The sequence below is a fragment of the Actinomadura madurae genome (genome assembly GCF_047130825.1).
Classification (GTDB): Bacteria; Actinomycetota; Actinomycetes; order Streptosporangiales; family Streptosporangiaceae; genus Spirillospora; species Spirillospora madurae.
This window is the reverse complement of sequence record NZ_CP083237.1, coordinates 6,059,480-6,083,616: the sequence shown is the minus strand read 5'-3', so window position 1 is coordinate 6,083,616 and position 24,137 is coordinate 6,059,480. Positions and strand designations below refer to the sequence as shown.

22 protein-coding genes are annotated in these 24,137 nt (G+C 70.2%); 9 read left to right on the top strand and 13 right to left on the bottom strand.

Going from position 1 to position 24,137, the window contains the following annotated elements:
* Nucleotides 1-2: 2 nt before the first annotated feature.
* From K8Z49_RS27675 to K8Z49_RS27660, 4 genes are all read right to left on the bottom strand, one after another.
* Complete coding sequence (locus K8Z49_RS27675) at nucleotides 3-614, bottom strand: hypothetical protein (protein ID WP_412515593.1); 612 nt, start codon at nucleotides 612-614, stop codon at nucleotides 3-5.
* A gap of 158 nt (nucleotides 615-772) precedes the next feature.
* Nucleotides 773-2,566, bottom strand: coding sequence for a type IV secretory system conjugative DNA transfer family protein (locus K8Z49_RS27670; protein ID WP_412515592.1), 1,794 nt, complete (start codon nucleotides 2,564-2,566; stop codon nucleotides 773-775).
* Between the two features lie 51 nt (nucleotides 2,567-2,617).
* The gene (locus tag K8Z49_RS27665) at nucleotides 2,618-3,076 is read right to left on the bottom strand and encodes a hypothetical protein (protein WP_412515591.1); all 459 of its coding nucleotides are present in this window, start codon (nucleotides 3,074-3,076) and stop codon (nucleotides 2,618-2,620) included.
* A gap of 158 nt (nucleotides 3,077-3,234) precedes the next feature.
* Nucleotides 3,235-4,473, bottom strand: a complete 1,239-nt coding sequence (locus tag K8Z49_RS27660) for an NlpC/P60 family protein (protein WP_412521183.1) — start codon at nucleotides 4,471-4,473, stop codon at nucleotides 3,235-3,237.
* 926 nt (nucleotides 4,474-5,399) lie between these two features.
* On the opposite strand from K8Z49_RS27660, the gene K8Z49_RS27655 reads away from it, so the two are divergent.
* Nucleotides 5,400-5,546: a hypothetical protein gene (locus K8Z49_RS27655; RefSeq protein ID WP_412515590.1), complete on the top strand. Its 147-nt coding sequence runs from the start codon at nucleotides 5,400-5,402 to the stop codon at nucleotides 5,544-5,546.
* 115 nt (nucleotides 5,547-5,661) lie between these two features.
* Entirely contained in the window at nucleotides 5,662-7,005 is a 1,344-nt protein-coding gene (locus tag K8Z49_RS27650) for an NAD-binding protein (protein ID WP_412515589.1), read from the top strand.
* Here the strand turns inward: K8Z49_RS27650 and K8Z49_RS27645 are convergent.
* A complete protein-coding gene (locus K8Z49_RS27645) occupies nucleotides 6,944-7,555 on the bottom strand; it encodes a hypothetical protein (protein WP_412515588.1) in 612 nt (203 codons plus the stop codon). The genes K8Z49_RS27650 and K8Z49_RS27645 overlap by 62 nt on opposite strands.
* A gap of 117 nt (nucleotides 7,556-7,672) precedes the next feature.
* Between K8Z49_RS27645 and K8Z49_RS27640 the strand changes: the two genes are divergently transcribed.
* Nucleotides 7,673-8,224: an N-acetyltransferase family protein gene (locus tag K8Z49_RS27640; RefSeq protein ID WP_412515587.1), complete on the top strand. Its 552-nt coding sequence runs from the start codon at nucleotides 7,673-7,675 to the stop codon at nucleotides 8,222-8,224.
* A 57-nt stretch (nucleotides 8,225-8,281) separates the two neighbouring features.
* On the opposite strand, the gene K8Z49_RS27635 is transcribed toward K8Z49_RS27640, so the two are convergent.
* A complete protein-coding gene (locus K8Z49_RS27635) occupies nucleotides 8,282-9,523 on the bottom strand; it encodes an oxygenase MpaB family protein (protein WP_021592180.1) in 1,242 nt (413 codons plus the stop codon).
* A 165-nt stretch (nucleotides 9,524-9,688) separates the two neighbouring features.
* On the opposite strand from K8Z49_RS27635, the gene K8Z49_RS27630 reads away from it, so the two are divergent.
* Nucleotides 9,689-10,354 (top strand): TetR/AcrR family transcriptional regulator, encoded by a 666-nt coding sequence (locus tag K8Z49_RS27630; RefSeq protein ID WP_412515586.1) that lies wholly within the window; start codon nucleotides 9,689-9,691, stop codon nucleotides 10,352-10,354.
* 117 nt (nucleotides 10,355-10,471) lie between these two features.
* Here the strand turns inward: K8Z49_RS27630 and K8Z49_RS27625 are convergent, their stop codons facing one another.
* From K8Z49_RS27625 to K8Z49_RS27615, 3 genes are read right to left on the bottom strand one after another with little or no spacing between them, the layout of a single operon-like run.
* Nucleotides 10,472-10,822 (bottom strand): MmcQ/YjbR family DNA-binding protein, encoded by a 351-nt coding sequence (locus tag K8Z49_RS27625; RefSeq protein WP_075024879.1) that lies wholly within the window; start codon nucleotides 10,820-10,822, stop codon nucleotides 10,472-10,474.
* A 53-nt stretch (nucleotides 10,823-10,875) separates the two neighbouring features.
* Nucleotides 10,876-12,495, bottom strand: a complete 1,620-nt coding sequence (locus K8Z49_RS27620; protein ID WP_412515585.1) for a serine/threonine-protein kinase — start codon at nucleotides 12,493-12,495, stop codon at nucleotides 10,876-10,878.
* A 50-nt stretch (nucleotides 12,496-12,545) separates the two neighbouring features.
* Nucleotides 12,546-14,303 (bottom strand): serine/threonine-protein kinase, encoded by a 1,758-nt coding sequence (locus K8Z49_RS27615; protein WP_412515584.1) that lies wholly within the window; start codon nucleotides 14,301-14,303, stop codon nucleotides 12,546-12,548.
* 429 nt (nucleotides 14,304-14,732) lie between these two features.
* Here K8Z49_RS27615 and K8Z49_RS27610 point away from each other — a divergent pair, with 429 nt between their 5' ends.
* The 4 genes from K8Z49_RS27610 to K8Z49_RS27595 all read left to right on the top strand — a co-directional run bounded on the left by K8Z49_RS27610 (nucleotide 14,733) and on the right by K8Z49_RS27595 (nucleotide 18,893).
* A complete protein-coding gene (locus K8Z49_RS27610) occupies nucleotides 14,733-15,677 on the top strand; it encodes an alpha/beta hydrolase (protein WP_412515583.1) in 945 nt (314 codons plus the stop codon).
* Between the two features lie 165 nt (nucleotides 15,678-15,842).
* A complete protein-coding gene (locus tag K8Z49_RS27605; RefSeq protein WP_021592174.1) occupies nucleotides 15,843-16,364 on the top strand; it encodes a PadR family transcriptional regulator in 522 nt (173 codons plus the stop codon).
* The gene (locus K8Z49_RS27600) at nucleotides 16,361-17,095 is read left to right on the top strand and encodes an ABC transporter ATP-binding protein (protein WP_021592173.1); all 735 of its coding nucleotides are present in this window, start codon (nucleotides 16,361-16,363) and stop codon (nucleotides 17,093-17,095) included. The genes K8Z49_RS27605 and K8Z49_RS27600 overlap by 4 nt, the downstream gene beginning before the upstream one ends.
* Nucleotides 17,096-17,099: 4 nt before the next feature.
* Nucleotides 17,100-18,893 (top strand): FtsX-like permease family protein, encoded by a 1,794-nt coding sequence (locus K8Z49_RS27595; RefSeq protein WP_412515582.1) that lies wholly within the window; start codon nucleotides 17,100-17,102, stop codon nucleotides 18,891-18,893.
* 69 nt (nucleotides 18,894-18,962) lie between these two features.
* Here K8Z49_RS27595 and K8Z49_RS27590 read toward each other — a convergent pair whose 3' ends face one another.
* Nucleotides 18,963-19,616, bottom strand: coding sequence for a TetR/AcrR family transcriptional regulator (locus tag K8Z49_RS27590; RefSeq protein ID WP_021592171.1), 654 nt, complete (start codon nucleotides 19,614-19,616; stop codon nucleotides 18,963-18,965).
* Between the two features lie 118 nt (nucleotides 19,617-19,734).
* Between K8Z49_RS27590 and K8Z49_RS27585 the strand changes: the two genes are divergently transcribed.
* Nucleotides 19,735-21,063 carry a cytochrome P450 gene (locus K8Z49_RS27585; protein WP_021592170.1) on the top strand — a complete coding sequence of 443 codons (1,329 nt, stop codon included), beginning with the start codon at nucleotides 19,735-19,737 and terminating at the stop codon, nucleotides 21,061-21,063.
* 31 nt (nucleotides 21,064-21,094) lie between these two features.
* Here K8Z49_RS27585 and K8Z49_RS27580 read toward each other — a convergent pair whose 3' ends face one another.
* The 3 genes from K8Z49_RS27580 to K8Z49_RS27570 all read right to left on the bottom strand — a co-directional run bounded on the left by K8Z49_RS27580 (nucleotide 21,095) and on the right by K8Z49_RS27570 (nucleotide 23,919).
* On the bottom strand, nucleotides 21,095-22,285 hold the full coding sequence (locus tag K8Z49_RS27580; protein WP_021592169.1) for a glycoside hydrolase family 64 protein: 1,191 nt from the start codon (nucleotides 22,283-22,285) through the stop codon (nucleotides 21,095-21,097).
* Nucleotides 22,286-22,937: 652 nt separating this feature from the next.
* The gene (locus K8Z49_RS27575) at nucleotides 22,938-23,267 is read right to left on the bottom strand and encodes a YciI family protein (RefSeq protein ID WP_021592167.1); all 330 of its coding nucleotides are present in this window, start codon (nucleotides 23,265-23,267) and stop codon (nucleotides 22,938-22,940) included.
* A 52-nt stretch (nucleotides 23,268-23,319) separates the two neighbouring features.
* A complete protein-coding gene (locus tag K8Z49_RS27570) occupies nucleotides 23,320-23,919 on the bottom strand; it encodes a dihydrofolate reductase family protein (protein ID WP_021592166.1) in 600 nt (199 codons plus the stop codon).
* Between the last annotated feature and the right edge of the window lie 218 nt (nucleotides 23,920-24,137).

Below are 24,137 nucleotides of genomic sequence, written 5' to 3'. Positions count from 1 at the left end.
GCTCACCACTCCTGAGTGAAGATGTAGTCGATCCTGTCCCGCTGCTCGGGAGCGATATGGCCGAGAATCGTCATGACGGCGTGCTCCACCATGAGCAGTTTGGAGGGCAGGACGGAGATCGTCCGATCCGCGACGAGCGGTGGCGCCTCCGGGGACATCCGGATGACCGCCGGGACGTTCCGCCACCTGCGGGACAGTGTGAGGTCCTCCCAGAGCGCGGGCTCTCCCAGACCGGCGTCCACGGCACCGAGCCGCACGAGCTGCCAGACGGAGGCGAGCAGCGCGCAGGCCAGCTGCGTGTCGTTCCAGAGTTCCACCTGGGTCGAGATCGAGTGCCGGTAGGAGCTCTCGCGCACCGCGAGGTACCTGGGCAGCGGGCGGGGCGCCGTTCTGTCGACGAAGGCCCTGCCGAGTTCGATCAAGGCGCCGCCCAGCTCGACCAAGCCGGACTCCCGGACGATGTAGTCCAGCCGGAGCCCGGCCTTCTCGGTGGCCTCGACGATGTTGGGCAGCACGTACTTGGGCGGTTTCGGATCCGCGGCATAGTCGTCGATCAGCAGGCAGGTACTGACCGGAGCGTCGTTCGGGTCACTGTCGAGCGCTCTTTCCCACATGGGTAGCAGGCGACGGAAGTAACGCTCCAGCTCCGCGGGATCCTTCCCCAAAGCTCGGGTTTCCAGATGTCCGAGCTCGATCGAGAGCCGGGTGGTGGTCAACAATGCGGTTTCCACGTTGGGCATTCACGCTTTCGTTCGAACGAATTCCGACCACATCATTCCGCGGCGGTTGGATCAGGGGTGGTGGGATCCGGGGTGGCGGTCGCGGCGGACCCACCCGCGGTTTGCTTCGCGATCTTCTCTTCGACGATCCGCTTGCCCTGGGCGAGGGTGTCGGCGTCCTTGCGCTTCCACCACGGCGTGAGCCACATCTCGACCGGGCGGGCCGTGCCCGCGACGACCGCAGCGCGGCCGAAGGGCATGGTCCTGAGCTCTTCGGGACTGAGGATGTGCTTTCCGTTCTCCTTGCCGACGAGACCGGAGAGCTCGTCGAGGTCCTTGGCACTTCCGGCGCCACCAGAAACGATCTTGATGGACGAGTTCTCCCACAGGCGTGCGGCGCCGTCCGATCCCCACCTGGCACGAGCGTCCGCCAGCGACGTCAGGTAGACGTGCACCGAGATCGAGTAGCCACCGGACTCGCCCATGTACACCGGCAGGCCGCCCATCGGGCAGATGTCGGTCGCCTGGTTCAACTCGAAGGTCAGGGGTGGATCGAGGCGTCCGGTCGGGTTCTTCATCGCCGTACCGCGGGCGGACCGGAAGTACTGCTCGATGATCGTGGTGACGACCGGCGCGATCCCGCCCCAGTCGGGCTGCTGCTTGCCGACGAAGTAGAGGGTGTTGCGGCCCTTGAGGAAATTGATGAAGTCGAACTCCTCGCCCAGGGGCGGCGAGCAGTCCTCCAGCACGTTCGGGTGCGAGAAGCAGTGCATGACCTGGATCGTGTTGGTCCAGGCCGCCTCGTCCTTTCTGACGAACTCGAACTGCGAGGCGTATCCCGGTGCGGCGGTTCCGTCGCGCTCGCCCTGGCGCAGGATGTCGAGCGCCTCGTCGCCGTTCGCCTCGTAGACCCAGCGCATCACCTCGCGGAAGTTGACCTTGCCGATCGCGCCGGCGTGCAGGAGGCAGCGGATGATGGTGAGCACTCCGGTGAGGTAGGTGCCCTCGACCCCCATCTGGAAATGGCTGGACTGGACGAGCGTCCCGGACCTGACCGCGCACACGTTCGGGTCTTCGCACCCCTGCAACGGTGACCAGCGCATCCGCTTCGGCCACCCGGTCCAGTTGAACGGGTCGAACACATACACCTCGCCGTACTGGGCCCGCACCATCGCGGTGTTGACGAACGTCTCCCGCCGGGTGGAGGTGACGATGCAGGGGCCGGGCGCGTCGATGGTGAAGGGCGTGACGAAGTGCACGTCCTTGCCCTGCCGCGGTGCGGAGACGATGATCGCCGTGTCCTCGATCGAGGCGTACAGCTTGCGCCGGGATCTGATGTCCCGTCCGAGGTAGAAGCCCACCTCCTCGGGCTTCACCTCGCTCGCCGGCCGGCTCGCGGTGGACGGCCGCACCTGCTGGGCCTTGCTGAGGACGGTCCGCGCACTGAGCAGGTTGCGGACCTCCCAGCCGGAGGCGAAGCCCAGGCGCAGCCGCCGGAACTGCCGGTGCCGCCGCACGTTCAGGAACACCCGCAAACCAACGTAGACACCCGCCGACGCCACGGCGAAGAGCATGATCAGCAGGAAGAAGAACAGCGGGCCGGCCCCCATGGCGGCGGCGGCCGCCGGCGGCCACGCGGCGTGCGGGTCGCCGGGGTTCCGGATGAAGTTGAAAGCGATCTCCGGGAAGTCCAGCGGATCCGAATCCGGCCAGCCCTTTCCCGCCAGCAGGCCGGACAGCTGGCCCGCCAGCCAGATCAGGAAGCTGAACACACCGCCCAGCAGCACGACGATGACGCCGATACCGAACAAGAAGGCGTAAACGTCGTCATCATCTCCACTGCTCACCTATGACTCCTCAAGTCTGTATCGCCGGTCGCGATGTTTCTCTGCCCGGGGCTAGTCTTCGTCGCTTACGGTCACGCTGGAGATCCGCCAGGGAGCCTCCGCCGACGACCTGGTAAGCCCCACATAGACCACGGACCTTCTGGGATCCCCGCGCCATTTATCCCGCCCCGTGGGGGTCGCGATCATCTCCCATTGCCGGTAAGCGGCGGTCGGTCCATCGGGCGGAGCTCCCTCCTCTTTCGCGAGCGGTTCGAGACGCACCGCGAGATAGGCTCGGTGCCGCCGCCATTCAGCGGGGACGTACTGCCGTACTTCTGCCTTGACCTCGGCCGCGTAGTCGGCGGTGAAGTAGCGTTCCGCGCGCAGTTTGGCGTCGCGCAATCCCGTGTCGACGGTGCTGTCGGCCGTGTACATGAGGGTCAGGGCACCCTTCGACAGTGCCGTCGGGTCCTGCTCCACGATCTGGCGGGGGATCGGCAGATCATCGGGCAGCCCGTTCGGTGACGGCACCGACGAGACGGCAGCGGACGGCGAAGTACCGGCCGCCCCACCTCGTCCGGATGATCGCGCATCGGGCCGTCCTCCGTCGCCGCCGCCGCAGCCGGCGGCGAGGGCCGCGGCCACGATGACGCAGCCGGCGGAGCGGAACGCCGTGGCCCGTCGCCCGGTCACGCCGCACCCGTGTCCGCGCCGGCCCCGGCCGGAGCCATCGCGCGGATGGTTCCGGAAGACTTCTGCCCGCTGAAACGAAGGGCCCCCAGAAAATTGCTGCCGGGGGTGAATTTGGAGAACATGACGAAGGTGCCGGTCTTCTTGGCCTCGACCATCCAGTGCGTGCCGTTTTCCTGGCCGTAGTAGATCGCCACGTGCGTGGGCGGGGGGCCGCCGAAGTAGAGTAGATCGCCAGGGGCGAACGGACCGCTACGGGGAATCTTCTTGCCGATGCCCTGGCTCCACTGCGCCTGCGTCGTCCGGGCGATTTTGATCTTCTTTTTGGACGCTTGGTAGACCGCGTACATCGCGAGGCTCGAACAGTCGAACCCCTTGAAGCCCGCGCCTCTGCCCTTCCCTGGGTCCCAGGGGCCGTTCTCAGTGCCACCGCCCCACGAGTAGGGAGTCTTTCCGCCCACGCGCTGGGGTGGCGTCGGCGCGCTGCTGTCCTCCATCGTCCACCTCGCGGCGGCATAGGCGATCTGCTGGCCGAACGATCCGGCCGCCAGGCCCGATCCGGCGGCACAGCGCGGCATGTTCACATAGTTGGGCGCTCCCAGGCTGTAGTCGCCCTTGAGGTACTTGTCCCGTACCGCCAGCACGTCTCTCACGTACGGATTGCTCTGCGGGGTGTAATTTCCGGGATTGTAGCGATGGACGGCGTTTCTTATGTCGTTCTCGCTGAGTGGTCCTCGCGGAGGGCCGTCCTTGGGGTTCGCCTTGCCGATACTGCCCCGAAGGTGGTTGGCGGCACCGAGAATCGCGTCCTGCGGATCGTAACGGTCTTCCTTTCCATCCCCGTTGCCATCGTCCCCGTACCCGCTCCCGCCGGCGGCTCCCGCCCACGAGGTCTGGAGGAATTGCATGGGGCCGCCCGCCCCCGCGTAGTTCTCCTCGCCGCGACGCATGCCCTTCAGCGTGGTCCTGCCGTGATCGGTCTCAATCTTGCCGATGGCGGCCAGCACTTGCCATGGGATGTTCTCTTCTTCGCCGATCCGTTTATAGTATTCAAAATAGTTCTCAGGAATGGAGTTCTTCTTCGCGCTCGCCTGTACCACTCCCGTGCTCCCCGTCGAGCCGCTCGGAGCACATGCCTGCATCGCGAACTGCCCCAGTGGTCCCATCTGCTGCGACATGACCGACAGGCCCACCGCGGTGACCACCACCAATGTCATGGTGCCGCTCCCGAAGATCATGGTGAGCAACCACCACACCATGGGGTTCCTCCGCACGCTGACCTCCTGGATGACGCCCGGTTTCCGGGGAACTCACCGAAAATCGTCCTGAGTTCCTGCTGTCGGACGGTTGTTTCGCTGCACCGATGAATCGCGGGCCATGGCTGACGCATATCCCTGCCCTCCGGCAGTGGATCGCCCGTTTCTCCTTTTGCCGCAACGGCGGACGCGGTCGGCAGATGAAGCCCTCGCGTCGAATGGCCCCGAACACCTGATCAGGTGATGTTCGAGGCGACGAGGTCGTCACGTCCTCCGCCGATGGGATCGCCGTGGGCAGGGCCGGGCCGCCGCCCGGTGCGAGGGCGGCGAGCGCTCCCGCAGGGCGGCCGGGATCGTTGGGCGTGGGGACGCCGAGTGATCGACCTGGCCAGGTGCGTCGGCGGCTTTTCGGGCATGGCTCACCTCCTGCGACGCTGGAGTAGACAGTCCGGCGGGCTTCCGGAAGCGCAAGCCCCCTCCGGCCTGCTGGTTCCGCCTTCGTCGTGCGGGAGTGCCTCGGGGCGGCCGGTGACCATTTTGTGGCCGGTTCGGCAGTGGCCGACGGGCATCCGGTCCTGACGGTCGTCTTCGGCCCGACACAGTTGAGTCTCCCTGGAGAGGACCGAGATGAAGTGCTTGAACCGGTGCAGCGGGGTTGTCAGGAATGCCAGTTCGGGACGAGCGCAACTCGAGTGCCCCTCCTGCGGTGCCACCTACAACCGGTGCGGTCGCTTCGGGTGCGATGGGCTTCTGCGCGCACACCGGCTGACCGGCGGGACCACCGGCTCCTGCAGCGACCAGTACTGCGGCACCACCGGCCGCGCCCCCGCGACGAGCGAGGGGTGAGGGTCGTGTACACCGCCTCCGCCACCGCCGTCACCGTCGTCCGAGGCGAGCAGAAGAAATACATGCGGTCGTGTAGACACTGGCATCTCGCCAAGGCCGGCGCGGAGCGGTGCGCGCGCCACCTGGAGGACGAGATCCGGGAGCTGGCCGGCGACCGGGCCGACCAGCTGGTCATCACGCACGCCGTCACCCGGACGGCCGGCGACTGAGCGAGGCCGGCGCCGGGCCGCCGGCACGTGTCCGGCACGTGTCCGGGACGCGTGCCGGCGGACGTCGAGAGGCGGACGTGCTGCCGAGCCCGCCCGAACGCGCACGGTAGGCGGCATGAGCGCAACGCGACGCGTCCTGGTGATCGGCGACATCGAGATAGCCCGGCTCGCATGCACGTCCCTCACCCGGCACGGCAACGACGTCACCCATCTGCTCCGGCCCAACGAGGACGACCTGCGCGGCGCGCTAGGTGACGTGGACGCGGTCGCGGTCCTCGTCCGCGGCGACGTCGTCGCGCTGCGGTACGCGCTGCTGGCCGAGCATCTGCGCCCCGGCATCCGCCTCGTGGTCATGCTCTTCGACCGGACCGTCGCCGACCAGCTGCTGAGGGCCGTCCCCAACTGCCAGGTGACCTCCCCGGCCGACATCGCGGTGCCCGCGATCGTCGGGGCCTGCCTCGGCCCGCCGGTCCTCGCCGTCGACGTCCGCAGTTCGCCCGCCACCGTGTTCGTCGAGACCGCCGACGGGGTCGCCGCCGACGTCTGGCGTCCCGACCGCCTGCCCCGCAGGATCATGCGCGGCTTCACCCGCCAGCTCCGTCCCCATGACCTGACCAGCAGGATCCTGCTCACCGGCCTGGCGGGACTGGCCGTCACGCTGCTCCTGGAATGGGCGCTGGCCGTCCTCGTCCTGCACCAGCCGGCCGCCGCGGCGTTCTACACCGCTACCCGTGTGGTCGCGACGGTCGGCTCCGGGGAGCATCCGGCGCCCGGCTGGTTCCTCGTCCTGTCGGGCACCGGGATGCTGCTGACCATCGGTTTCAGTGCCCTGTTCACCGCGGGGATCGTGAACCGGTTCCTGTCCGGCCGCAGCGTCGACATCGTCGGCCCGCGTACGCTTCCCACCCGTGACCATGTGGTCGTGGTGGGGCTGGGGCAGGTCAGCCTTCGGCTGTGCATGGCACTGCGGCACCTGCGCATCCCGGTGCTCGCGGTCGAACGCGACCCGCGGGCCGCCAACCTGCGGCTCGCCAGGGCGGCCGGGATCCCCGTCCTGATCGCGCACGCCGAGGACCGGGACGTCCTCCAGCGGCTCAGCCTGCACCGGGCCCGCGCTTTCGCCGCCATGGGCGCCGACGACCTGGACAACGTCGAAGCGGCCATCGCGGCCCTCGCGCTGGTGCCGGACCTGCGCGTGGTGCTGCGCGCGGGCGACCACGCCGTGATCAACGAGACCAGGTCGCTCTTCCCGATCGGCGACGTGTGCGACATCCCCGCGATGACGGCCCAGGCGGTGACCGGGGGAGTGAACGGGGCGTCCGTGCACTTCGTCCGTCCGCGCGACGGGGAGTCCGCGGGAGCAGGGGGCGACCGGGTCTCCAGGTGCGCCTGTCCGGTCACGGCACCGGCTGGTAACGAGACGGGACTCCGAGACCCACATGAGGCATCCACATCCTGAGCGCCAGCAGGTACAGGCCGAGGATGAGGACCGGTGACAGCCATCTGGAGACCGGCGACCGGTCGTCCGGGATGGTCAGGGTCACCAGCACCAGGGTCGCCGACGCGGTGAACCCCAGGCCGAGCACGCTGAGGAGCACACCCGACCGGTTCTGGCAGCCGAACGACCAGGCACCACCTCCGACGCAGACGTCGGCCTGGGCATGGACGAACCGGAGAAGCGAGAACAGACCGCCGACGAACCACGCCGCCGTGCCCAGTGCGACGCTGAGACTCTGGGCCCGAACCGGTGTCGGCATGCCGTCGTGCCGGACGCCACGCACGTCCCTGACCGCCATCATCACGAGCGGACCGACTGCGGCCGCCACTGCCAGAGTCCCCGCGCCCCACCCCGCGCCGCTCGCCCACAGGGGCGGGTTCTCGGGGTTCGTGCCGCTCGACGGCCAGGTCGACATGGTCATGACGTAGAGGAGCGCTATCGCGGCCCCGACCCCGCCTATCACCGTGTACTCACGAGAGCGGCCGCTCGCCGTCACCAGGTTGCTCGTCACGCGGGTGACTCCTGTCTCGCCCGAGCCCACCGTGCGTGTGCTCAGGGACAGGACCGTCCGTCCCCCGAACGGGCCGGCAACCGGTGCCGCGCGCCGCCCGTCTATCGTCGATGAGCGATGACTGGGGAGAAGAAGTGGCCGCTCGACCGGAACGCCGGGCCGGATCACCGGCGCCGCGGCATCGGCATCCGGGAGATGCGGGCCGAGGACGCGGATCGAGTCTTGGAGATCTACCAGCTCGGCCTGGACACCGGTGAGGCGAGCTTCGAGACGACCGCTCCCACCTGGGAGGAGTTCGATGCCGCCAAGCTCGACCGGTACCGGTATGTCGCGACCGGCGCGGAGGGTGACGTGCTCGGCTGGATCGCCGCCGGCCGTGTGTCCGCCCGCCGCTGCTACGCCGGTGTGGTGGAGCACAGCGTCTACATCAGCCCGGACGCCCGCGGGCTGGGCCTCGGCGCCGCGCTGCTGGACGCCTTCATCGCCGCCACCGAGGCCGGCGGCATCTGGACGGTCCAGGCCGGCATCTTCCCGGAGAACGCCGCGAGCCTCCGGATGCACGCCAGGGCCGGGTTCCGAACCGTCGGAACCCGGCGGCGCATCGGCCGCCTGAACGGCCGGTGGCGGGACGTCGTCCTGCTCGAACGGCGCAGCCCCGCCATCGAGTGAGACCGGGGGCGCACCGGGCCCGGAATTCGAGGGGTTCCGAGCCCGATGGCGGGACGGTCAGTAGTGCGGGTTGTTGGTCTGGGGGATCTCGATGCTGATCGGGAAGTCGCCCTCGGAGAGGAAGATCAGGGCCGCCTGGCGGAGGATCTCGTCGAACGTCCAGTAGAGGTCGCGCAGGGCCTTCGGCGCGTCGGTGAGGTCGAGCAGGCCTTCGCGGACGGCGATGAACGGCGGCCAGAGGGTCTTCAGGAGGTTGTCCCAGAGCGGCTCCCTGGGGATCTTCAGCCAGCCGGCGATCTCGTCGCCGAGCATGAAGCGGGTGAGGGCGCCGAGGATCGGCTTGGTGAGCAGGCCGCCGTCGATGACGGAGCCGAGGTTGAGCAGGATGTCGGCCAGCTTGATGCCCTCGGGGGTGGGGGCGAGGATCGGGTCCAGGACCTGCTCGGCCTGGGAGTCGGCCTCGTCCCACGAGGCGGGGATGTACTCGTCCAGGATGCCGAGCATGTGCGCGGTCACCTGCCACGAGTGCAGGAAGGCCGCGGACTCGGCGGCGGGGATCGGCACCTTCCACTTGACCAGGTTCTGCATGACGGTCGTGGGCAGGCTGTGCCAGGTGACCATCATGTCGGCCTGGCTGATCGGGATCTCCTCGTCGGCGACCTTGCTCCAGTACGGGGACTTCGGCAGCAGGTGCCGCACGGCCGCGTGCACCAGCCGGGTCTTGACGCAGGTGACGATCATCTCGCCGTCGGGGTCGAAGGCGTTCTCCGTCCCGACGTCGTAGCCGAGCTTGGCGGTCTTGGTGATGCGGTCCTTCATGTCCGCGCCGCCCTGGGAGTAGTAGACGGCGCGCGCCTCCTTGGGGATGGCGGTGCTCATCATCCCGCTGGCGAAGCCGTAGGTGACGCCGAGGTAGAGGCCGCGCTTCTGGTTGAACTCGAACGCCTTCGCCAGCTTGCCCTGGTCGGCCCAGGACGGGAGTTGCCGGGCCTTCTCCATGAACGCGCGCAGGTCGGCCGGCAGGCCCTCGGGCAGGGCCTGGCCGTTCTTGGTCCAGGTCCGCAGCAGCTTGTTGACCTCGGGGACGGCGCCCCGGTCGAGGAGTGAGGCGACGAGCGGGTCGGCCTCCTCGTCCCAGACCCACTTCGGGTCGGCGCCCTTCCCCGCGCCCGCGACCGACCCCTTCGGCGACCACGTCCACAGTGAGCTCGCGTTCGCGGGCGTCGCGACGCTCAGCGCGCCGAGCGCGCCCAGCGTTCCGCCCGCCATCAGCACGTTCCGCCTGCTGGGTTTCTCCATGCTTTCGCTCCTCCTCGGGGCCGAGAGCGGTTCTGATACGATGAAACACATCCTGCATCCATGTATCAGATGCTCTTCATCACAGCACACCGTGTCGGCCATCACAAGACCTAACGTGACGAACATTCGCGATTGGGACAGAATCGGTCGCGTCAGGAGGAGATCGTGGAACCTGTGCCGTCCTCGAACCCGGAGTCGCTGCTCGAACGCGCCTACGTCGACGCCGTCGAACAGGTGGCGGACCTGGACGAGGCCCGGTCGCGCGTCCTCGACGCCGCCTACGACCAGTTCTCCCGGCTGGGGATCCAGCGGTCCACCATGGAGGACGTGGCCCGCCGGGCGGGGGTCTCGCGGATCACGGTCTACCGGCGGTTCGCCACCAAGGACGCGCTCGTCGAGCAGGTGATCCGCCGGGAGTTCCGCAGGTACTTCGACCGGTTCCTCGTCGAGATCGAGCAGGCCGAGACCGCGGCGGACCGGGTGGTACTGGGCTTCGTCAGCTCGATGCGCGCCATCCGGAGGAACCCGCTGATCGGCGGGCTGATGGCCACCGAGCCGGACACCGTCCTGCCCACCATGATCAACGACGAGGGGCGGACGCTCGCGACGGTGCGCCGGTTCGTCGCGGGCCAGCTCCGCCGCGAGCAGCGCGCCGGGACCGTCCCGGACGACCTGGACGTCGACTTCGTGGCCGAGATGATGGTCCGCGTCTCCGCCTCCTTCCTGGCGATCCCGAGCGAGCTCGTCGACCTCGACGACGACGAGCAGGTCGCCGAGGTGGCCCGGCGGTTCCTGGTGCCCATGCTGGAGCCGGGCGGACCCTCGGCATAGCGGCGGCCGCCCGGCCGTGGCGTCCCGGCGCGCGGGCCGGCCCGTACCCCCGCTCCGGAGCCCGCGGCCCGGCTGCCTGCTCGGTCGTCAACCAAGCGTCGCTTAGGTGGCGGGCGATCAGCCGGGTTCCGCCGGGCGGATCGTGTCGGCGAGGCGTTTGGGGGCCGAGAGGCGCCAGGCCTCCGTGACCAGCTCGCTCACTTCGGCGGGGTCGGCGTTCGCCAGGCGGAACTCGACCCACGCGAAACGGCCGCCGGTGGCCCACGACGCGGAGAACGTCTCCGGGTCTTCGGCGATGAGGGCGGCCTGCTCCTCACGGGTGGCCTTGAGCATGACGACCTCGTCGGCGTCTCGGAGGTAGCAGAACCCCTTGTCCCGCACCCGGAAGCCGGTCAACTCGGGATGCCCGTCGTTTCGGGTGACCTCGGGCAGGCCGAGCACGATGCTCAGGAACTCGTCAACGCTCATACACAGGGATCTATCAGCCTTGTCGGACGGTGAGACCCGGGCCCGGCCGCCCGTCACGAGTCGGCGGGAACGGTCTTGACGACCTTGCCCTTGAGGTTCGCGGCGAGGTAGCCGCCGCCGTAGTCGTCGCTGAGGTAGACCATCATGGTCGGCCGGTCGCCGTTGAAGGTCCAGGCGGCCTTGGCGATGACGTACCGGCTGGTCGGCTTCGGCACCTTGAGGGTGCGTTCGGCGCGGCGCATCAGCGCGGGCAGGGCCTCCCAGTTGAAGGTGCGCATGTTCACCTTGGCGTCGCCGGTCGTGATGGCGATGCTGGGACGGCTCCGGACGGCCGCCTCCGCGCCCTTCTCGTAGGTGTAGTTGTCGAACGCGCCGCGCCGTCCGGACACGGGGGCGTCGGCGGAGGCGCGGTCCTCGTGCACCGTGAGTTCGGCGAACTCCCGGCTGCCGGACGCCGCCTCGAACTCCTTGATCACAGTGCGGACGGCGGCGGGGGCGAGCAGGCTCTTGACCTCCCCGGACTCGCCGCCGCCTTCGGTGTCGAAGGTTCCGGGGTCGTCCTCCGGCGTCTGCAGGCGGCCGGCGCTGTCCTCCGCCGTGGCGAAGGCGTCCAGCACCTTGGGGAGGACGATGACGACCGACCCGACGACCGCGGCGACCATGCCGGCCGCGATGGCGCCGATCGCGACCCCGGTCAGCCCGCGGCGCCGCGGCGGCCGCACGGGACCGGTCGGCGGGACGGGACCGGTCGGCGGGACGGGACCGGTCGGCGGGACCGGGTTCGTCCCGGGGCCCGGCATGGGGGCGATCGGGGGAGGCGGCGACACGATGCCGGTCGGGCTCGCACCGGCCACCTGGGCGAGCATCTGGTCGAGCTGGGACGGGGAGGGGCGGGCGGCCGGCTCCCGCACCAGCAGCGCCTGCAGCACGGGCGCCAGGGGACCCGCGCGGTGGGACGGCGGGATCTGAGCCGTCATCACGGCGGCCAGCGTCGCCGCGGTGCTGGGGCGGCGCAGCGGGTTCCGGCCTTCCACGGCCGTGTAGAGCAGGAGGCCGAGCGACCACAGGTCCGAGGCGGGCTCGCCCTCCTGGCCGTGCAGCCGCTCCGGCGCGATGTACTCGGGGGAGCCGACCAGCCCGCCGGTGACGGTGACGCGGGACGCCTCCTGGAGGACGGCGATGCCGAAGTCGGTCAGGACCGGCGTGCCGTCCGTCCGCAGCAGGACGTTCGCGGGCTTGACGTCGCGGTGGCAGATCCCGGCCTCGTGGGCCGCGCGCAGCGCCGCGAGGATCCCGCGCCCGACGGCCGCGCCCTCGGGCGGCGAGAGCGGCCCCTCCGCCAGCCGCTCCTGGAGGGACCGCCCGCGGACGAGCTCCATGACCAGCCACGGATGCGGCATGTCGGGCGAGTCCACGATGTGGTGGATGGTCACGACGTTCGGGTGATCGAGCCGGGCGAGGGCGCGGGCCTCGCGCATCACCCGCTCGCGCAGCATCCGCGCGACGTCCGGATCGAGGTCCGCCGTCTCGGTGTCGGAGAGCCGCACCTCCTTCAGCGCGACCTCGCGCTCCAGGGCGAGGTCGAACGCGCGCCAGACCGTGCCCATCCCGCCGCTGCCGAGCCGGTCCCGCAGCTCGAAACGGCCGTCGATCACCATCCGCCCAGACGTCACGGCGGACAGCCTACGGCCACGACCTCCTCAAAGCCGGTCAAATCGCTCTTTCAGGCAACTCGGGCGCAGAGGACGCCCTCCCGGAAGTCGCTCCATTTGTGCGAGCCTTCCGGGCATCTGGTCGCGTAGTAGCCGGTGTACTTGAGGACGTAGTCGAACTTCCTCGGAACGGTGTCCCTGCTGCATCCCCACGCGGTCATCAGACCGTGCCCGTTGATGAAGATCCTCCCCGGCTGGCCGCTCTTCTTCGAGCCCAGGAAGCACTCCCCCATGTGGAATTCCCGGCGCACGCACAGGTAGATCGCCTCCCCGTCGTGCACGGGGGATTTCCAGTAGGACTCCCCGTCCAGCGGCTCGTAGCCGCAGTCGGAGGCCGAGTCCTGGATGCCGAACACTTTCACGTAGGCGTTGGGGGCGCCGCAGGGGACCACGTTCGGCTCCTCCTCGCTCCACCCGTCGGAGTCGTAGGGGTCCTTGTGCGCGTCGAGGCAGTCACCTCGCCTGATGGCCTCGAAGGCCTTGAAGGTCGGATCGGGCGTCGGGCTGCTGGACGGCGTGCTGCTCGGCCCACCGCTCGTTCGGGGCGTCGCGGACGGCGTCGACGTGGAGCCGGCGTTACTGGAAGAGCCGTTGGAGTCGTTGTTGGCCATGGCGAGAATCAGGGCGACCAGCAGGACTCCCACGACCCCGGCGACGACCGCGGCGTTCGGCTTGGGCCGGGTGCTCTGCTGGGCAGGCCGCTGCGAGGGCTGCGGAGACCGCTGGGTCCGGTCACCGGACTTGGGCGGCTGGGGCCGGTCACCGGACTTGGGCCGCTGGACCCGGTCGCCGGACGGCGGCGGCGGCGGCGAAGCCTGCTCAGGGCGCCGCTTCCGTCCGCCGCCCGTGTCCTTGGCGAAGACCTCGGTCTCGGCGACGCGCGTGGCGATCATCCGGCTGAACTTCTCGGGCAGGGTCATGCCCTCGTCCGCCGACAGCGCCGAGCACCGCTCCAGGAACTCCTGGGCCGGCGGGCGGTCGTCGGGGTCCTTCGCCAACCCGGCCGCGACGAGAGGCCGTAACGACTCCGGAACGCCCGTCAGATCCGGTTCCTCGTGCCGGACGCGGTACCCGAGGGCGTCGGGCGGCCCCTCCCCGAACGGGTGGTGGCCGGTCGCCGCGAAGACCAGCACGGCCGCCAGGCAGAACACGTCGCTGGCGGTCCCGACGTCCCCGCCCAGGTACTGCTCGGGCGACATGTAGCCGGGCGTGCCGACCATGGTGATGCTCTGGGACGTGGCGTCCGTCGCCCGCGCGATGCCGAAGTCGATGATCCGCGGCCCGTCCTGGGCGAGCAGGACGTTGCCGGGTTTGAGGTCGCGGTGGATGACGTTCTGGTCGTGCACGGCCAGCAGCCCCTCGGCGAGCCCGGCGCCCAGGGCCGCCACCGACACCTCGGGCAGCGCGCCGTTGGTGTCGATGGCGGCCTGCAACGACGGCCCGGCGATGTACTCGGTCGCCAGCCAGGGCGGGTCGGCGTCGGGGTCGGCGTCGATCACCTGGGCGGTGTAGAAGCCGCCGATCCTTCTCGCCGCCGCGACCTCCTTGGTGAACCGGCGCCGGAACACCGTGTCGTCGGCGAAGTGCGGGTGCACGACCTTGACCGCGACGAGCCGCCGTCCGGGGGAGCGGCCCAGGTAGACCTGCCCCATCCCCCCGGCCCCGAGCCGTGCCAGCAGCCGGTAGGGCCCGATTCTCGCCGGGTCGGCGGCCTTGAGCGACCCGAGTCCCGCGCCCGCCATCCGCCCTGCCTCACGTCTGTCGAACACCACCGTCTGTCTGCAATAAGGGTACCCGCGGTGATCATCCGCATATGCGTCTTCCGACGCACTCGCGAACGAGGGTCGCCGGATGACTTCCCGGACGCGTCGCGACAGCACGGAGACTGAGGGGCGACCTCGTCCCGCTTTTGAATTGGCGTCCACCCGAACGCCGACACGGGGGAGTGACTCCGGCTGAGAAATGAGTGAGTCCATCACTGAGAGCCTGGTGGGGCCCGCAATCGGGATGCTGGTGCTTTGGGGATCCGCGGTGGCCTCGATCGCAACACAGGATTGGCTGCACGCCTGGATCCCGCGCCATTCTCGTACCAGCGTAATGCTCGCCGTTGTCTACGGAACCGTTCTGCATGCAGGCACGCTGTCGTCTCGCTTTCGCGGTCGGCGGCGACGGCCGGGAGGTGCGGGAGAATCGGGGACATGACGGACTCTGTGGTCACGACCGGAAGTGACGTCGTCGAGGAGACACGGGCGTTCAACGTCAAGCTGGCCGCGGCTCTCGCCGCCGAGCCCAAGCCGTACGACATCGGCGTGGCCGAGTCGCGGCGCCGCCGGGAGCAGGGCGAGGGGCTGCACTCGGTGCCGGTGAGGCTTCCCGAGGGCCTCGACCGGACGGTTCCGGGTCGAGCCGGTGACGTGCCCGTCCGGGTCCTGCGTCCCGCCGGCGTCCGGGGAGTCCTGCTGCATGTGCACGGCGGCGGCTGGACGTTCGGCAGCGCAGACGGTCAGGACACTCGCCTGTGGGAGCTGGCCCAGGCCGCGAAGCTGGCCGTCGTGAGCGTCGGCTACCGGCGCGCGCCCGAGGATCCGCATCCCGCCGCCGCCGACGACGTCGAGGACGTGGCCCGCTGGCTGATCACGGCGGCGTCCGCGGAGTTCGGCACGGACCGGCTGGCGATCGCCGGAGAGTCCGCCGGCGCGCACCTCGCCGCGCTCACGCTGGTGCGCCTGGGCGACCGGGCGCGGGCGTTCCGCGCCGCGCAGCTCACCTACGGCGCGTACGACCTGTCGATGACGCCGAGCCAGCGTCTCGGCACCGACAAGCTGCTCGTCCCGACCGATGTGCTGGCCTGGTTCAGGGACCAGCTCCTGCCCGGACGTTCGGCCGAGGAGCGACGCGACCCGGCGGTCTCCCCGCTCTACGCCGACCTGCGCGGCATGCCGCCCGCGCGTTTCGTGGCCGGCACCGAGGATCCGCTCCTGGACGACTCGCTCTTCATGGCGGCCCGCTGGCGGGCGGCCGGGAACGTCGCCGAGCTGGAGGTCGTGGCGGACGCGACCCACGGCTTCCTGAACCTCCCGATCACGATCACCAAGCGCGAACGCGCCCGCCAGGCCGAGTACCTCGCCGCCGCCGTCTCCTGACACCGGCCCCCCGCTGGTTTCCGGGGGCGTTGGTGCGTGCCTGCGACGCCGCATCCCGCGCCGCCGGTCGATCCCGGCGTGCTCTCGACGGGATGCCGGAGATCCGCTTGACGGAGCCAATAGCTAACGGCTATCTATTTGGCTAGCCGTTAGGGAGATGATCGGATGCAGGACGCGGTGCTGGCGATGCTCGCGAAGGAGCCGTCGCACGGGTACCGGCTGCGCGCGCGCTTGCGGGAGGCTCTCGGGCCACTCGGGGAGTCGATGAACGCTGGCCAGGTCTACGTGACCCTGAACCGGCTGGAGAAGGCGGGCCTGGTCGTCTCCGAGCGGGCGGACGGGCTGCCGGACCGGCCGGACCGCAAGGTGTACGCGCTGACGCCGTCCGGGCAGCAGCGGGTGGCGGCCTGGCTGACCGAGGTGAACTGGCCGAAACCGAACCTGGCGGAGTTCCATCTCAAGCTCGCCGCGGCGGCCGCGGCCCGGCTCGCCGATCCGGTCGAGCTGGTGGACGCGCAGCGCCGCGAGCTGCTGCGACGTCTGCGTGACGTGCAGCGCGCGACGCTGGCCGAGCCGGACGGCTCGACCGCCGGGCTGCTGCTGGAAGGCGTCGCGCTGCGACTGCAGGCGGACCTGCGCTGGCTGGAAACCTGCGAACGCGTCTGGGCAAAGGCTGATGACGAATGAACGATGACGTGCTGCAGGTCCGTGGCCTGTGCAAGGAGCACGGCCAGGGGCAGGCCCTGGTCCGGGCGGTCGACGACGTCGACCTGGACGTACCTGTGGGGCAGATGCTGGCGGTGATGGGGCCGAGCGGCTGCGGCAAGTCCACCCTGCTGCACATGCTGGGCGGCCTGGAGCGGCCGACCCGCGGGGAGGTGTGGCTGGCCGGGCGGCGGATCGACACCGTGAGCGAGCGGCAACTGGCCCGGCTGCGGCGCCGGTCGGTGGGGTTCGTCTTCCAGTCGTTCCACCTGGTGGAGGAGCTGTCGGCGGCGGAGAACGTGGAGTTGCCCGCGCTGCTCGCCGGACGTTCGGCGCGTGCGGCCAGGCGCCGCGCGGCCTTCCTGCTGGAGCGGGTGGGGCTCGCCGAGCGCGCCCGGCATCTGCCCCGGGAGCTGTCGGGGGGACAGCGGCAGCGGGTGGCCATCGCCCGTGCCCTGGCCAACGAGCCGCCGGTCCTGCTGGCCGACGAGCCGACCGGGAACCTGGACAGCGCGGCGACGGCCGACGTGCTGAGGCTCTTCGAGGGCCTGCGCGCCGCCGGGCAGACCGTCGTGATCGTCACCCATGACGCGCGGATCGCGGCCACCGCGGACCGGCTGGTCTCGATGCGCGACGGGGCGTTCGTCGACGACACCCGGCTGGCGGCGGGGAGTGCCGGGCGGCTCGGCGACCTGATCGAGATGGGGGACTGACCCCGTGGGCCGCGTCCTGCTCGTGTTCCGCCTCGTGCTGGCCGATGTCCGCCGGCATCCCGCCCAGGCCGCGGTGCTCGTCGTCGCGGTCACCGCGGCCACCGCCGCGCTGGCCCTCGGCCTGTCGTTGCGCGGGGGGACCGAGAAGCTCTACTGGCAGACCCGGGAGGTCACGGCGGGGCCGGACGTGGTCGCGCTGTCCCCGGGCGCCGACCTGAAAACGATCAATGCCCTGAAGGCTTTGGAGCACGCGTCAGGGGTGGTCGCGCACAGCGGGCCGTACCGCCAGTACTACACGAGCCTCACGGCGAACGGCTCCACGGGGGCCGCGGTGGTGCAGGTCGCCGATATGACGCCGGGCCCGGTCGACCGCCCGCTGGTGACCTCGGGCAGCTGGGTGCGTCCGGGAGGCGCCGTCCTCGAACGCGGCTTCGCCGCCGCCATGGGCGCCGGGGTGGGTGACCACGTCACCGTCGCCGGCCGCTCGCTTCCCGTCGTCGGGGTCGCCGTGACCGCGGCCCGCTCGGTCTACCCGTGGGCACTGGGGATCGGGCCGGGCGGCGGGCCGAGCGACGGCGGCGGCCTGGTCTGGCTGGCCGAGCGGGACACCCGGGCACTGGAGTCGCCCGACGTCCCGGTGACCTCCTTCATCAACCTGAAGCTGCGGGACCCCGACGAGGCCCGGGCGCTGAACAGGCATGACCCCGCTGTGGCTCCAGCGTTCGAGAACACCTGGGTGAACATGAAGACCTGGCAGCACATCGCCGAGCAGGATTTCGTCATGCTCCGGAACAGCCAGCCGATCCTGGTCATCGGCAGCTGGCTGCTCAGCTTCCTGGCCGTCGGCGGCGTGGCGACACTGGCGGCGGGACGCGCCGCCGGCCAGACCCGCAGGGTCGGGCTGCTCAAGGCGGTCGGCGCCACACCCGGCCTCATCGGCGCCGTCCTGCTCGCCGAATACCTGATCCTGGCGCTGCTCGCGGACGCGCTGGGCCTGGCGATCGCCGGGCTGGCCGCACCCACCGTCGTCAACCCCTCCGCGAGCCTGGTCAGCACCGCCATCGGCCCGAGCGGCGACACGATCGCGTTCACGACCGTCGCCGCCGTCTTCGCGGCGGTCCTCACCACCGTGGGCCCGACGCTGCGGGCATTGCGCACCGGCACCGTTTCCGCTCTGGCGGACACCGCCCGCCGGCCCAGGCGCCGGGCTTGGCTGAACAGGGTGTCGGCGCCGCTGCCGACCTCGCTCCTGCTCGGGCTGCGCCTGATCGCCCGCCGGCCCGGCCGCGCCGTCCTGTACGCGTGCACCATCGCGACGACGCTGCTCGCGGTCACCGCACTGCTGATGGTCTACGTCCAGCCGGACCGGGGCTATCCGGGCTCGGCCATGGCGACCCACGCGCGGACCGCTCAGGACCGCCACCTGCTGCTGGGCGTCACCATCGCGGTGATCGCGCTCGCCCTCGTGAACACCATCACGGTGACCTGGACCCTGGCCATGGAAGCCCGTCCCACCATGGCCATCGCCCGTGCGTTCGGCGCCACACCCGGGCAGACCGCGGCCGGACTGTCGGCGGCACAGCTCCTGCCGGCCCTGTCCGGCGCCTTCGCCGGTGTCCCGCTCGGGATCGCCCTGGTCCTGTCCTTCAGCCGTGGGGACGTGCCCAAGCCGCCCACGTGGTGGCTCCTCGCCGCCGCGGTCGCGGCGGTCCTGGCCACGGCGGCGCTCACCGCCGTACCCGCACGCATGGCGGCCCGCCGCTCCGTCGCGCGAACCCTGGGCGCCGTATCACCCTGAGCACGTCCGCCGCGATCACCGGGGTCCGGGAAGCCGCGGCGTGACGTGCCGCCCCGCACGCTCGCCGGCCTAGTGGAGGCGTTGGTGGAGCGGGGTGGCCAGCTCGGTGGTGCTCAGGACCAGGGCGACCGTGTAGTCGACCAGGTGGTCGCGGTCGATGCCGAGGTCGCCGCGGAACCAGGTGGTGAACAGCTCCCACAGGCCGGCCGTGAGGGTCAGGCCGGTCAGTTCCACGTCGACGTCCGGCAGGAGGACCTGGTCCAGGGTCTCGTGGGTCTGGGCGGCGAAGATCGCGGTCATGGTCCGGATGATCTCGACGCGGCGCCGCTGGAGCAGGGGCGAGGCGGGGAACGCGTGGGTGAGGATGTGGGCGCGGCGCGGGTCCCCGGTCAGGAAGTCGAGGATCGCGGTCACCACGGCGCGGGTGCGGGGCTGCGGCCGGCGGGGGGCCTGCCGGGCGGCGGACAGGATCACGTCGGTGCCCTGGGCGACCTGGTCGTCGATGATCGCCAGGAGCAGGGCGTCCCGGTCCGGGAAGTTCTCGTAGAAGTACCGGTCGTTGAGCCCGGCCTCGGCGCACACCTGCCGGACGGTCGTGGCGGCCCATCCCCGGGTGCCGAGCAGTTCCAGCCCGGCCTCCATCAGCGCGGCGCGGCGGCGGGCCCGGCGCTGGTCGGCGGGCACGCCGCGGTAGGGACGTGTGCGCGGGGGCTCGGAGGTCACAGCCCGATTGTGCCGCATCCCTTGACTTCGTCCGCAGATCTGGGGACGCTGATCACCAGATATTCTGGTGCAACGCTTCACCAGAATTCGCGGTCGCGACGAGGGGAGCGTGAGGCGCGTGGCCACGGAGAACCCGCCACAGCCGGCGGACATCGATCTGAGCGATCTGCGGTTCTGGGCCCGTCCCCTGCCGGAGCGGGCGGAGGCGTTCGCGGTGCTCCGCGCCCAGCCGGGACCGGTGTTCTTCACCCTGCCCAAGCTGCCGTTCCTTCCGCAGAGCCCGGGGTCCTGGGCGCTGACCCACCATGCCGAGGTGGCCGAGGCCAGCCGCCATCCGGAGGTGTTCAGCAGCGAGCCCAGCGCCACCAGCCCGGCCGACATGCCGCGCTGGATGGACAAGTACTTCAACTCGATGATCGACATGGACGATCCGCGGCACGCGAAGATCCGCCGGATCGTGTCCCGGGCGTTCAGCCCGAAGATGCTCGCCAAGGCCGAGGACGACATCGCGCGGCGGGCCACCCGGATCGTGGACGGGCTCATCGAGTCCGGCGGCGGCGACTTCGTGTCCCAGGCCGCGGCGCGGCTGCCGGTCGAGGTCATCTGCGACATGCTCGGCATCCCCGTCCGGCAGCACCGGCGGGTGGTGGAGCTGACCAACATCATCGTCGGCTACAGCGACCCCGAGTACGTGGGCGCCACCGTGGAGTACGGCGGCGACGGCCCGAAGCTCGGCCGGCTCGCGACGCTCCGCATGCTGGGCACCGTGGCGTCGGCGGGGTGGCGGCTGCACCGGCTGGCCTTCCAGCTCGGACGGGAGCGCCGCGCCGCGCCCACCGGCGACCTGACCTCGGCCCTGGTGAACGCCAACGTCGACGGCGAGCGGCTGAGCCCGCGCGAGTTCGCCGCGTTCTTCCTGCTGCTGGTGGTGGCGGGGAACGAGACCACGCGCAACGCGATCGCGCATGGCCTGAAGCTGTTCACCGAACATCCCGACCAGCGCGACCTGCTGCTGGCCGACTTCGACGGACGCATCGCCGGGGCGGTCGAGGAGATCGTCCGGTACAGCAGCCCGGTCATCTTCATGCGCCGCAACCTGACCCGCGACTACGAGATGAACGGCCACACCTACCGCAAGGGCGAGCGGGTGACGCTGTTCTACTGGTCCGCGAACCGGGACGAGGCGGTCTTCACCGACCCCGAGCGCTTCGACATCCTGCGCTCGCCGAACCCGCACGTCGGGTTCGGCGGTCCGGGCCCGCACTTCTGCCTGGGCGCCAACCTGGCCCGGCGTGAGATCACCGTGATGTTCCGCGAGCTGTTCACCCGCCTGCCCGACATCACCGCCGGGGAGCCCGACCGGCTGATGTCCGGCTTCATCAACGGCTACAAGCGCCTGCCCTGCGCCTTCACCCCACCCGGCGCCCGCCCGCGCGCATCGGCCTGAGCCGACGCGCGCGGACGGACGCGGCGAGGTCTCAGCCGACGTTGACGGTCAGGCGTTGCGGGTTGCCGTCGGCGGCGGCGCCGGAGACGTCCGGCGCCCCGTCGGGACACACGTCGTCGTACGGGAACGCGTACCCGATCGGGGTGTTGGCGTGCAGGATCCGTGCCCAGTGGTTCGTGGTCGGGTCCTTGTAGTAGTCGGACTGCGGCGTGCCGTTCGGCTGGTCGGCGCTGCTCAGGATCGTGCTGCGGTTGAACGCGGCGGCGATGCGGGCGAGCAGGCCCTTCTTGATGTCGGAGTCGCTCGGGTTGTTGGCGAACGGCCCGTCGTTGCAGGTGAAGATGTCCTTGGACGAGGGCCGCGCGAACGTGCTCCCGTCGTTGAACCTGAGCACACCGCCGCTGACGCGCCCGGTGTAGACGCCGCGCCCGCCCTGGAGATCCACCTTGAGGTCGGTTCCGGCGTACTTGTCCCACACCTGGTTGACGTAGCCGTCCCAGTACGTGGAGAAGGCACCGGGATTGGACGCCATGTGGCCCTGCGGTGAGACGACCCGCAGCACGCCGCCGCCGTTGCGGATGACGAGCTGGTCCCAGGGCTGCCCGTCCGCGTTCTTCTGCGCGACGAGACCGTCGGCGACCGCCTGCACCGCCCCGGCGGGCGCGGCCTCGACCGTGTGCCGGGAGTCGCCGACCAGGTCGAGCCCGATCGGCAGCGCGGTGAGCAGGTCGACGTAGGAGATGTTCGCGAAGATCTGCTGGGGGTTGAAGGTGAACTCGCAGAACGACCAGGTCTTCTGGTAGTTCGGGTCGGCCGGGGTCCCGAACGCCGGTTCGACCAGCGCCGGGCCGGGATTGACGAAGAAGTCGAGCGCGTCGTTCTTCACGAAGTAGATGCGGGCGCCGTACATCTGCCCGAGGGTGAGGTTCGCCGCGCCGCCGGCGCCGATCGGGATCGAGCAGTCCGCGCCCAGCGGGGTCTGCGGCGCCGAGGGCGACGGGGGATAGTACGGCGTACTGTCGGCGCGGAGCAGCATGAGCCGGTCGGTGCCCTGCTCACGGCCGGTGATGTAGGCCCTCACGGGCGCGGAACCGTGATTGGCGAGCGTGAGCGCGCACGTCGACGGCGCCGCGAACGCGGGCCTGCCGAGCAGGTCGCGCCCGAACGGGATGGCGAGAGCGGCCGTTCCGGCCGCAGCGAGGAATGATCTGCGGGTGACCAACGGGAACTCCTGGCGGGGGGAGGGTTCGGTTGCCGTTGTCTGAAACGCGCGTATCAGGGGAGCTGTAGTACAAGGTCCCGGATCGTTCCACTACTGTCAAGACTCTTTCCAATTAACCTGCACACGGGCCCCTGCCGTCCCGCGGATCTCACGGGTGCCATCCGGTGACGCCTGGTCTCGGACAGACTGGTGACCTGCCGAAGCTCCCCAGCGCGTCAGCCTCGTCTACGGAGAACTCGTCGTGAACCCACGTCCTCGCCCACTCCACCAGCGCACCGCTCGCCGGCTGGCGAATCGCATCGAGGACGCGGCCCCCGCCGCTTGGCAGGTCGACACCGGCGTGGACGTCCTCTTGGACGACGAGGCGGAGCCGGTAGACATCTCTCCCGGCCTCGTCGTGTACAGCCGGCTCCGTACGCGGAGGCTCGAATCCGGCACTTCTGGCGGGTCGAAACCGACCAGACCGCGCCGGCATTCGCGATCTACACCTACGAGCTGGACGACGCGACCGGCGGATACGTCGGAACCGGCGTCCACCATGACCGGATCACCGTCAGCGTGCCGTTCGAGATCGACATCGAACTGAAGGCCGTACGCGAGCGCTGACCCCTGAACCGTCTCGCGGGCAGCGCCGCGCGGGCGGCGGCCGCGCTTACGCGTCCCGGAACGGCCGGACCTCGACCTTTCGGTTGCAGGCTTTCGACCCCTCGGCGGCCAGCTTGAGCGCCGCGTCCAGGTCGGGCGCCTCGACGACCCAGAAGCCGGCGAGGTACTCCTTCGTCTCCAAGAACGGCCCGTCGGTGACCATCGCCTTCCCGCCCCGGTTGTCGATGACGGTGGCCGTGTCGGGCGAGGCGAGACCGCCGGCGAAAACCCAGTGGCCCTCGGCCTGGAGCCGGTCATTGAACACATCGATCGCCGCGTCCTCGTCCGGGGTGGCGAGGCCGGCCTGGTCGTGGATCACGGAAAGCAGGTACTGCATCTGAGGATCGTCTCCTGTGGTCTCTAGTCAGGTCGAGCGCAAGCCCTGGGACCTAGCCCACGTCTCGGCGTCGCGGCCCGACACCCTCGGGGATCTCGCCGTGAAGGTGCGGGGTGTACACGAGCTTGTGCGTCCGACCGTCGAGCACGGTCGACTCGATGAGCTCCAGGTCGAACTCAGCTCCGTCGTGGAAGAGCGCCGATCCGCCGGCGCGGCCGGAGATGGCGGGGAACATGATGACTTCGAGCCGGTCGACGAGGCCGGCGGCGAGCAGGGCGCGGTTCAGCGAGATGCTGCCGTGCGAACGCATCGGGACGTCCGTGGTGCGCTTGAGGCGCTCGATCGCCGTCACCGCGTCCTCGTTGAGAACCGTCGAGTTCTGCCACCCGAGCGGCTCTTCGAGCGTGCTGGAGAACACGATCTTCGGCAACTCGTTCAGGCTGTCGTAGTAAGGCTCGTCGTACTCGACGACGAACTCGCGGAACTCTCGGAACGTCGTCGCGCCGAAGACGAGCACCTGCTCCTGCGCGAAGGTGCGCACCCGGTCCTCGCGGATCTCGGGACCCTCCTTCCCCCAGTATCCGGGCCAACCGTGGGCCATGCCGTAGCCGTCCAGGCTGCAGAAGAAGTCGACAGTGAAGGTGGTGCTCATGGCGCAACTCCCTGTTTCTGCGCCGCCCCCGTTGGGCGGCTTCACTACCTCCACGAACACGACCACCCCGATCCGACACCGCCGCGGAAAAACTTTGAGGACTTCTTCCGCCCGCCGCCGATCACCGTCACGGCCCCAGGGTCGGGTCAAGCCCTCGGACGAGGGGAGAAGCCGATCTCGAACTCGCGACCAACCCGTACAACCAGGAGGCCCACCCG